The following is a 7,778-nucleotide window of genomic DNA, read 5'->3' on the forward strand; positions in this document are numbered from 1 at the left end:
TACGTTTTCTATGCCGCCGCTCGAAATGAAGACGTTGCTGGTGACGGTGCCGCCAAGGTTAAGCGTGCCACCCGACAGGGCGATGTCGTGCGCCGTCGCGCCGGCGGAAACATTCAAGGCACCGCCGCTCGAAACGCCGATAAAGGAGACCGCGCCACCCGACGAGACATTCAACGTGCCGCCCGCGGAAATGCCGGTCCCGGATCCAGCCGCACCGCTGACGATGCCGCCGGCATAGACATTCTCGACGCCGCCGCTCGCGACGTAGGACTGACCGAGCTCCTTGCCGTACACGTTGAAGACACCGCTGCTGGTCACGCCCACGAAGGTTGCCGTTCCGCCGGCCAGCAGATTGAGCGTGCCACCTGAAACCCCGGTACCCGATTGCGGAGAACCGCTGATCACACCTCCCGAAGAGACGTTCTCCACACCACCGCTGGAAACAGCGACGCTGCTGAGCACAGTCCCGCTGACATTGAACGTGCCGCCGCTCGAGACGATGAGATGCGCCGCCGTACCGCCTGCGAGCAGGTTCACGGTGCCGCCGGAGATAAAGGTTCCCGAGCTGGTCGCGCCGGTGATCAGACCACCCGAAGAGACGTTCTCAATGCCGCCCGCGAACACCGTCGTCTGGCTTTGGACGGTGCCAAGCACATTGAGCGTGCCGCCGCTGGAGATAAACAGATTGTCGGCCAGGCCGCCCGAAAGCACCGTCGCCGAGCCGCCATTCGACACTGTCGTGCTGGTCGCATCGCCGCCGGACGAGACCTGCAACTGACCACCACTCGACACGATCGTGCTGATCGTCACTCCGCTGTCGAACTCGATTCCGCCCTGGAGGACCGTGTTCAGAGCGGTGCCGCCCGATTGCACGGTCAAGGTCTGGCCACCGCTGATCACCAGTCCGGAGCTGACCTGGCCATTGCTGACGACGATGTTGCCACTCGTCCCGCCACTGCTGGCGACCAGGAAGATATCGGTGCCGCCACCGTCAGCGGCGCTGCCGAACTGCGTGCTGAAGGTCTGGCTTGGATTGAGCTGGATCGTCAGCGTGCCGTGGTCGTTGGTCGCGATGTCAAGGACGTTGCCGGCGCCGAGACCGACGCTCGTGATCTCCGCCATGCTCACGCCCGTCAGATTGATCGTATCCGTGACGGCAAGTCCGGAGATGACCGTGGTCGGCATCGCCGTGCCGTCGATCTCGAGCTTGCCGTTGGCGCCGACAAACACCACCGATCCGGATTCGGCGGCGCCCCCGCCGAGATCGGCCGTGCCGCCGGAAATCGTCAGCACACCACCAGCCATGATTTGCGTGTTCGACGTGGTGCCGTGGGACAACACGATCTCGGTGCCGCCGCTGGACACAGTGGTACCGATGTCAACACCGCCGGACAGCACATTCTCGATGCCGCCAGATACAACCGTGACGTTGGATGTGGTCATGCCGGCGACATTGATCGTACCGGATCCGGAGAAGGTGAGGTTGTGTGCCGAAGCCCCAGCAGAAATGTTGAGCACGCCACCGGAAAGCAGAGCGGCATGGTCGAACTCGGCACCCGAACTGACGTTCACCGTGCCGCCTGAAATACCCGTACCGCTGCCGGGGATGCCGGTGACGACGCCGCCGGACAAGACGTTCGCCGTACCGCCGCCGTAAACAGCCATGTTGTGGAGCATCGTGCCGGCAATATTGACGATCGACCCGCTCGATACGCCGATATTGGTAGCCGAGCCGCCGGCCGAGATATTCACCACGCCGCCAGCGGACACACCTGTCCCGTTACCCGTGCCGCCGCTGATCAGCGCGCCCGACATGACGTTCAGGACACCGCCGCTGCTGACCAGGATATGGTCGGCCTTGCCACCGGACAGAATATTGATCGTGCCGTTATCGCCGGTGAAAGTGCTGGCGTTGCCTGTTGCATAACCGCCAGAGGAAACTGTCTCGGTCCCGCCGGAGCCGATGAAAACATGGCTGAGCGTCGTGCCGTCCACGATCAGCGAACCGCCGCTGGAAACAGATATATCGTGCCCCGGAAGGCCGCTGGAGGATACGGTGTAGGTGCCGCCGCTGCCGACGAAGATGCCGCCGCCGCTGAGAATGTTCTCGCCTGAAACGGTACCACCGGCGAAAATCGCCAATTGCCCGCCGCTCCCGATCGTCGGATTGAGGGCAACGCCGCCCGAAACCGTCAATATCGCCAACAGGCCGGGAGAGTTTGCGCCGGATACGGTTGCCGAGATGCTTTCGCCCCCGACGAGGACGTTCTGGTTGGAGCCGGACAGAATCTGGGCGCCGCTATCCACACCGCCGCTGATAATGGACTCGTAACCGCCGGACAGGATCGTTCCGGTGGCGCTGCCGCCGGCCGAGCCGGCATTGCTGCCAAAGGGCGTCAGACCGAGGTCGAGGAATCCCTGGCTGGACACGACAGTACCCGTCGCGGTGCCGCCGCTGAGCACGGTGAGGCCGCCGAAGCTGCCAACCTGGGTTTGCGATGCCGCTCCGCCGGAGGAAACCGTCAATACGCCGTAGCTGCTGTTGTTGGATCCGGCGATCTGCGCGGAAATGCTGACGCCGCCTGCCGAAACGGACTCGTTGCCAGCCAGGATCGCGGCGCCGGAGTCGACGCCGCCGCTCTTCACGGCTTCATAGCCGCCGGACAGAATCGTGGTGCTGGTTGCACTGCCGCCATCGATCTCCATGTAGCCGGCAGAAGCGACGGTTGCACCGACGGCGCTGCCGCCAGAAAGATAAACGCTACCACCTGTCTCCACGGTCGCGCTCGACGTCACGCCGCCGAAAAAGACCACCTCGGAGCCAGCGGAAACGATGGTGCCAATCGCCGTGCCACTGTCGTTCTCGAGGCCGCCGTCGATGATGGTGTTGTTCACCGTGCCGCCCGCCTGCACCGTCAGCGTCTGACCGCTGCTGATCACCAGACCCGTGCTGGTCTGGCCGTTGCTCACGGTGATATTGCCGACGCCATTGCTGACCAGGTAGATATCGGTGCCGCTGCCGTCTGCGCTGCGGCCGAACTGGTTCGCAAAGCTCTGGCCCGGATCGAGCTGAATGCTGAGCGTGCCGTGATCGTTGGTCGCGACGTTCAGCACGTTGCCGGCGCCGAGGCCGACACTGGTGATCTCCGACATGTTGACGCCGGTCAGATCGATGGTGTCTCCGATGACCAGGCCGCCGACGACCGTCGTCGGCATCGATATCCCGTCGATCTCCAGCTTGCCGCCGGCGCCGGAGAAGATCACCGTCCCGCTTTCGCTCGATCCGCCGTTCAGATCGACGATGCCGCCGGCCGAGATCATGACCAGGCCGCCCGACGAGACCTGCGTATTCGACGTCGCGCCGAGATTCATGGCGAACAGCAAGCCGCCGCTCGAGACCTTGGCGCCGATGCTGAGGCCGCCCGCCGAGACATTCTGGTTGCCGCCGGACAGAATCGTGGCGCCGGAATCGACGCCGCCTCTGGAGACAGCCTCGAATCCGCCAGACAGGATCGTACCCGTCGCGCTGCCACCGGCCGATCCGGGAATGCCGTTGAACGGCCCTTGGCCGAGCTGGAAGTAGCCGCCGCTCAGCACCGTCGTGCTGGCCGCCGTGCCGCCGCTCAGCACGGTCATGCCCGCGGAGCTGGAGATCGTTGTTGCGGATGCCGCGCCGCCCGAGGCGACTAGCGCGCCGCCGCCACGCGCACCGTCGCCGGCCAGCGTTGTGGACACCGCGAGACCACCGGAGTTCACGTTGAGCTGGCCGCCCGACACCGTCGTGTTGCTGGCCGTTCCGCCGGCCGCACCACCCTGCCCCTGGTACGGCGGGACGCCGAGTTGCAGGAAGCCGGCATCGCCGACAATGGTGCCCAGGGCCGTGCCGCCCGACAGCACGCTCTCCATCCCGTTCGCCGTGAGGGTGATGGCGGAGGTCAGGCCGCCGGACAGCACGTCGAGGATCAGGCCGGTACTCACCGGATAGCCGCTCACGACAGCGCCGGGACCCACCTCGAGGTTGGTGCCGCCACCGAACGTCGTGCTGGAAAGCTGCGAAACGGACGCTCCGCTGACGAGTTCAACGGCGCCGAAATTGGTGACCGAGACGCCACTGAGCGATCCGCCTGAGAACAACTTCAGCAGACCGCCATTGACCGTCGTGGCGTTTGCCGCACCACCGGAAAGAACGTCGAGCTCACCGCCGCCGTTGACATTGGTGCCGTTCGCCACGCCTCCGGACGAAACGGTTTCCAGGCCGCTGTAGAAGACGTTGATGTTGCTGGTCGTGCTTCCCGCGAGATTGAGCCGGCCACCGATGTTCACGTTGACGTCATGCGCCGATGCGCCGGCCTGCAGGTTCAGGTTGCCACCGCTATTAACGGTAACATCGCCGACAGAGGCGCCTGAGGATGCATTCACGGTGCCGTTGACGTTGACCGTGAAGAAACCGGACGGATTGATCGATCCGCTGATGGCGCCGCCGGCAGAGACGTTCAGCGCGCCGCCGCCCGTCACGAACACGTTGCTCGTAGCCGTGCCGAGAAGGTTGAGCGTCGCCCCGCTCGATACAGTCAGATCGTGAACGGTGGCGCCGGCTGCGATAGCGACCGAGGCTCCGGACGACAAGGTGAAGAGCTCGGACTGGCCTCCGGAGGAAACGTTGAGCGAGCCTCCCGACAGCGTAAAGGACTGCGCATTGCCGCCCGAAAGCACGTTCAGCGTGCCTCCCGACACAGCGAAGTTCTGCGCGCTGCCGCCCGAAGATATGTTCTCCGTGCCACCGGAGTAGATCGCCGCGTTGCTGGTCTGAGAACCTGCGAGATTGAGGATGCCGCCGCTGCTGACGCTGATGTCGTGGATCGTGGCGCCATTGTCGACCGCGACAAGACCGCCACTGTTGATTGTGACGAAGGAGAACTGACCGCCCGCGGTCACGCTGACCGTGCCGCCCGAGACACCCGTCCCGCTGCCGGGTGCGCCGGTCTCCACGCCGCCCGAGGAGATCTCGACGAGGCCGCTCGAATAGACCGCAACCTGGCTTGTCACCGTTCCGGCGACGTTCATCGTGCCGCCCGAAGACACGGCGAGGAAGGACGCCGCGCCGCCCGAGGACACGTTGAGCGTGCCGCCCGCGTACACCGTGGAATGGTCGAACGTCGCGCCGACCAGAACGTTGAGCGTGCCGCCGGAAACCCCGGTGCCCGAACCGGTAACGCCGCTGGCGTGGCCGCCGGCAAGGACGTTCTCGGTGCCGCCGGACAACAGGGTCGTGTTGCTGGTGATCAATCCCGCAACGTTGAGCGTGCCACCACTCGACACGGTCAAGTCATGCGCGACCCCGCCGATGTCGATATTGAGCTGGCCACCACTGCTGACCTTTGTGCCCTGTTCGGTGCCGAACACGTTCTCCGTGCCGCCGCTCAGCATGGTGCCGATCGCCGCGCCGCCCGAGAGAACGTCGAGCGTTTGCCCGGCGCTGATCACGAGGCCGGTCGAGGTCTGGCCGGCGCTCACCTTGATGGCCGAACTATCGATGAAGGTGATGTCCGTTCCCGCACCGTCGGTGGCGCTGCTGAACGTGCCGCTGAACGTGTCTCCGGGCGAAAGCTGCAGGTTGAGCGTTCCATGGTCGCTGGTCGCGACCGCCAGGACATTGCCGGCACTAAGGGTGATGCCGGTGATGTTTGCGGCACTCTCACCGGTCAGATTGATCGTATCGCCGATGGCGAATCCGGAGATGACGGTGCCGGGCATGGCCGCACCGTCGATTTCGAGCTTGCCGCCGGCGCCGGCAAAAATCACCGAGCCCGACTCGGCCGCTCCTCCACTCAGGTCAACCGTGCCCGCGCCGGAAATCGTGACGACGCCGCCGGACAGGATTTGCGTGTTCGACGTCGTGCCATGGGCGTAGACGTTCTGCTGGCCGCCGCTGGATATTGTGGTGCCGATGTCGATGCCGCCCGACAGCACATTCTCGATTCCGCCCGAAACGACGGTGGCGCTGGACGTGATGGTGCCCGCCACGTTGAGGCTGCCGGATCCGGAAAACGTCAGATTGTGCGCAGTCGCGCCAGAATTGATGTTGAGCACGCCACCGGAGAGAAGCGCAGCATGATCGAACGAGGCGCCCGACATCACGTTGATGGTGCCGCCGGAAATGCCGGTGCCGCTGCCGCTGAAGCCGGTGACGACGCCACCCGACAAGACGTTCTCGATGCCGCCGCTGTAGACCGCCTGATTGCGGAGCACGGTGCCGGCGATATTCGCGGTGCCGCCGCTCGAAACGGCGAAGAAGGCGGCCGAGCCGCCGGCAAGGATGTTCAGGGTAGCGCCAGCCGACACACCCGTGCCGGAACCGGAAGTGCCGCTGATGAGGCCGCCCGAGTAGACGGTCTCGACCGCGCCGGCCGAGATGCCGACATTGCTCAGCGTCGTGCCGTAGACGTTCAGCACACCGCCGGGCTGGACGACGATATGGTCGGCCTGGCCGCCGGACAGAACGTTGATCGTGCCGCTGTCGCCGGTGAAAAGGCCGCCGCTGCCGCCGCCGCTTCCGGTGATGAGGCCGCCCGACAAAACGTTAACGACGCCACCACTGGCGACGAAGAGATTGCTCGTGACGGTGCCGGCGACGCCGAGGACCGCGCCGCTGTTGACAGCCATATGGTCGAGCGTGCCGCCCGACAGCACGTTGACTTGCCCGTTGTCGACGTTGTTGCCGCTGCCGAGCGCGGTCTCGATACCGCCGGACGCAATGGTTTCGATGGCGCCCGACTTGATGAAGACGTCGTGCAGCGTCTGGCCGGCTGAAACGGTGAAGAGCGCGCCGTTTTCGAGCGTGACGCGGCCGCCGCTCAGAACGGTCTCGCCGATCACCGTGCCGCCGCCCCCGATGTCCAGCAAGCCATTGCTGCCGACCGTCGTGCCGCTCGCGATGCCGCCGTTCGACACGAATTGGGCGGCAAGGAACCCGGAACTGTTCGTGCCAGAGACCGTGGCAGAGACGCTCAGACCACCGCTCGAGATATTCTGGCTGCCGCCGGACAGAATCATGGCGCCGCTGTCGACACCACCGCTCGAAATCACCTCGTAGCCACCGGACAAGGTCGTCCCTGTGGCCCTGCCGCCGCTTGAAATGTTCAGGCCGCCGGAAATCCCGACCGTCGTGTTCGTCGCCGAGCCGCCCGCGGAAATCGTGACGTTGCCGTAGGAGCCTGCGCCGCCGGTGATGGTCGTCGAGACTGCCAGCCCCCCCGATTCGATGCTGACACCGCCACCCGACACGACCGTGCCGCTCGCGGTCCCGCCGGCGAAAATGGCCGAACCGTTGCCGGGGTTGAATCCCAGCGCCAGAAAGCCACCGGCGTCGACCACGCCGCTGACGAGCGTCGCACCACTCAGGACGGTCTCGGCACCGCCCGCGGAGATGGTCGTGGCGGAAGCAACGCCGCCGGAGTCCACCTGCTCCTGGCCACCATTGTAGACCGTCGTGCCGGTCGTAGTCCCGGAGTTGAATATGAAGCCGCCGCTCAATTGCGTGCCAACGGCGCTGGCGCCGGGATCAACGATCAGCGTGCCGCCATTCAGGACGGTGTCGCCGGTTTCAGTGCCAGAAGATACGGTAACGGTCACGCCGCCGGAAATCGTCTGCATGGCTCTGCCCCTGGGCCAGAATAAAATTCATTTGTGGGATTGGGTCGCCAATGCCGCGTCGTCGGGCATCGACGTCGTCTACGTGCTACATTTTGGCGCCGACCGGAAATCCCGGTATGCGCTGG

1 protein-coding gene is annotated in these 7,778 nt (G+C 65.1%); it reads right to left on the minus strand.

Translation table 11 applies throughout. The features are described 5' to 3' along the window. Positions 1–7,653: beta strand repeat-containing protein (locus tag H8A95_RS40265; protein WP_229188076.1), on the minus strand; the 7,653-nt coding region annotated here is incomplete at its 3' end. Between the last annotated feature and the right edge of the window lie 125 nt (positions 7,654–7,778).

Source organism: Bradyrhizobium oropedii, from assembly GCF_020889685.1.
GTDB classification, from domain to species: domain Bacteria; phylum Pseudomonadota; class Alphaproteobacteria; order Rhizobiales; family Xanthobacteraceae; genus Bradyrhizobium; species Bradyrhizobium oropedii.